A 3,366-nucleotide genomic window follows, 5' to 3' on the forward strand; every position below is an offset into this window, starting at 1 on the left:
ACACGTAGTATTATTTAAGTGATTATAACCTATATTTTTGATTTTATACTTATTGTATTCAAAACACCTAGAAAGTGTGCTAAAAATGATTAAACTTATTTTTATTCGTTCTCAAAGGTATAGTATGTTTTTATTATACTAATCTATATAAGTAATAGTTTAAATTGTACATTGAATTTCTAATTTCTAATAGATAACATTTTCATAAAATAATTATCTCATAATTAATATGATTTATTGAAATATTTTATATATTTAGGTTTAATATATGACTCTAATGTCAATAATTACAAATGAGCTAACTTTTATCATAAGATTACCGCCATAAAATCAACCTAAAATTTTATAATTAAAAAGGCACATTCTTCATTATGTGTCTTTTTAATTATTTTACATTTATTTCATGGAATTAAAATCTTCATTTAAAGCAAAATAAAGTTACAAAGTAAAAGGAGGCTTTTATAATGGGAAAGAAAGAAAAAACAGCTACAGACAATCAATGGACATCATTACCAGAAAATTCACCAGAAGATTCAGGTTACAGCCATACTAAAAAAGAAAAAACAGCTACAGATAATCAATGGACATCAACACTTAAAAATTCCGTTGATAAAAAATAAAGAAAAAACCGTGTTGTTTTAATTTTACAGCACGGTTTTTTCTTTGTTTTTATAAAAATTTTATTATTTAATAGAAATTTCTTCTTGATCTTTAACTGTAAATTCTACGTATTCATCAACAATTTTGAAATCAATTGAATTTCCATCTGCCAAAATTTCTGTAGGCTTGATATTATTTACTTTAAATTTGAAACTAATATAATCATTCGTATAAGCTTTATAGGATTTATTTATTTTAATTATTATACCTTCCTTTGAACCTTCAATACCTTTAATTGAAAATTCATATAGATTGTAAACTCCCTTTCTATACTCAAAACTTTCTCCATCATCTTGATAATGCACATACTGAGTTTCTGTATCCTCAGCTGATGGATATACATCTAAAATAAGTTCTTTTATTTTATTTTCACCTATATAATTTTGAACAGGATAATTTGGAAGAATACTCCCTTCTTTTATATAAATAGGGCATGTATCTAGTGGTGCCTCCTTAATAATGTATTTCCCACCTTCAAATGTTTCTTTTGTCCAGTAATCAATCCATCTATTTCCATTTGGTAAATACACTACTCTAGTAGCTTTTCCCTGTTCTACAATTGGAGCAACAAGAATGTTCTCACCACATAAAAATTCATCATTTATTTCATAAGTATTTTTATCTTCCTGATAGTTAAGTACTAAAGGTCTAATTACAGGAAGTCCATTACTTTCTTCCTTCCAAAAAGTATCATAAATATATGGAATCAATTTATATCTAAGTTTAATATACTTTCTATTAATATCTTCTGTTTGCTTATCAAAAGCCCAAGGTTCCTGATCTCTTGTGAGAATGGAAGAATGATTTCTAAACAATGGAGTAAAGCATCCAACTTGAACCCATCTTGATAAAAGTTCTGCAGTGCAATCAAATCCAAATCCGCCTACATCTGTACCACAAAATGTCAATCCACTCATTCCCAAATTCATAAGCATTGGAATGGACATGCGTAGATGTTCCCAAAGGCTTTGATTATCACCAGTCCAAACTGTAGAGTACTTTTGAGTTCCTGCATAGCAAGCTCTAGTTATTACAAAAGGTCTTTTATTGGTATGTTTCTTAATTCCTTCATAGGTTGCCTTTGACATATAATGTCCATAAGCATTATGCATTTCTCTGTGATCTGTAATAACACCATCGTTATTAAACATAACATCATCAGGAAGCGGTCCATTAAAACTTGCAGGCTCATTCATATCATTCCATATACCAGATACTCCATAATCCATCATAATCTTTTGATTTTCTGCCCACCAATTTCTTACCTTTTCATTTGGAAAATCAGGGTATAAAGAATCTCCAGGCCATACCTTATTTACATAGGGGATTCCATCCTTGTCCTTTGCAAAATATCCATTTTTAATACCCTCATCATAAATTTTATATCCTTTATCTTTTTTAACACCAGGATCAATAATTGTTACTAGTTTAAAACCGTCATCTTTTAAATTACTTAATGTTTTTTTAGGATTTGGGAATTTGTCATTATCCCAAGTAAACACTCTGTATCCATGCATGTAATCAATATCCAAATATAGTGCATCACATGGAATATCTCTACTTCTAAATTCTTTAGCTACTTCCATAAGCCTTTGTTCTGGTACATAAGACCATCTGCACTGTTGATATCCAAGTGTCCACAGTTGTGGTAATGGTGTTCTTCCCGTTAAGTCAGTATAACGACTTACTACATCTCTAATAGATGGACCATATATAAAATAGTAATCTAAATTTCCATCTACAGCACCAAAATAGTAATAATCGCTATTTTCTTTACCCATATCAAAATGAGACTCAAAAGTATTATCAAATAAAATTCCAAAGGCCTGTTTTTCCTTAAGCCCAATGAAAAAAGGTATAGATTTGTATAGTGCTTCAAAACTCTCTACATGTGGCTTTGGCTCATCTGTATTCCACATCTTATAATGATATCCCTTTTTATTTAAATGGCCTGTTTTTTCACCAAAGCCATAAAAATACATATCCTTTTCCATCTTTTTAAGTACTTGTACTTTTAATTTGCTGCCGTCATCTTTAAGTTCATGACCTTCTGACGCTGCTACTTCCCAGGCGTTGCCTACCCCTCTTCTTATAAAAGGATTTCTATCTCCTCTATAGTCTTCACAAAGAATATTTCCATGGCAATCATAAATATCTACTTTAAAGTTATCAAATACATTTATTTTCAATTTATCTGTAGTAATAGTGACTCTTTCCTTTTTATTCTCTACTGAAAATTTACATTGTTCAATCTTCAAATTTTCTATAGCTTTAGATAATCTTTCTTTTCGTTTTAATGGAACGAAAAAATTAATTATTGAAGATGAGATTATTTCAACATTAACTATATTCTTTTCAAATTGAATAAATAATTTATTTCCCTCTTGTTTAAAAGATTTAATTTTACCAAACATATTTTCCACCTCTTATATAATTTAGTTTTAATAAAATTCCATTAAAATTAGTTAAACGTTTTACTAATTTTAAGTATATAAAAAACAAATTATTAAGTCAACGTTTTCATCTGAAACTGTTTCTGCCGATACATTAGCATATTAGCTGAATCTTTTATTGTAATACTCATTTTCATAGTTACCTTATTTTGAACATTAAATTTTACTTATACTCCTATTATATATTCCCTATATTCTATAGAAAAAAATTTTTAATCAATAGTCAATTTGACATCTCTTAAATACTACGTGT

2 protein-coding genes are annotated in these 3,366 nt (G+C 28.4%); one reads left to right on the forward strand and one right to left on the reverse strand.

The features are described 5' to 3' along the window. Positions 1-464: 464 nt before the first annotated feature. Positions 465-620, forward strand: a complete 156-nt coding sequence (locus tag RH99_RS19410) for a hypothetical protein (protein WP_010241494.1) — start codon at positions 465-467, stop codon at positions 618-620. A 63-nt stretch (positions 621-683) separates the two neighbouring features. Here the strand turns inward: RH99_RS19410 and RH99_RS17725 are convergent, their stop codons facing one another. Beyond that, complete coding sequence (locus RH99_RS17725) at positions 684-3,074, reverse strand: glycoside hydrolase family 31 protein (RefSeq protein ID WP_010241496.1); 2,391 nt, start codon at positions 3,072-3,074, stop codon at positions 684-686. Between the last annotated feature and the right edge of the window lie 292 nt (positions 3,075-3,366).

Origin of the sequence: Clostridium arbusti SL206 (assembly GCF_000246895.1) — a bacterium.
Classification (GTDB): domain Bacteria; phylum Bacillota; class Clostridia; order Clostridiales; family Clostridiaceae; genus Clostridium_I; species Clostridium_I arbusti.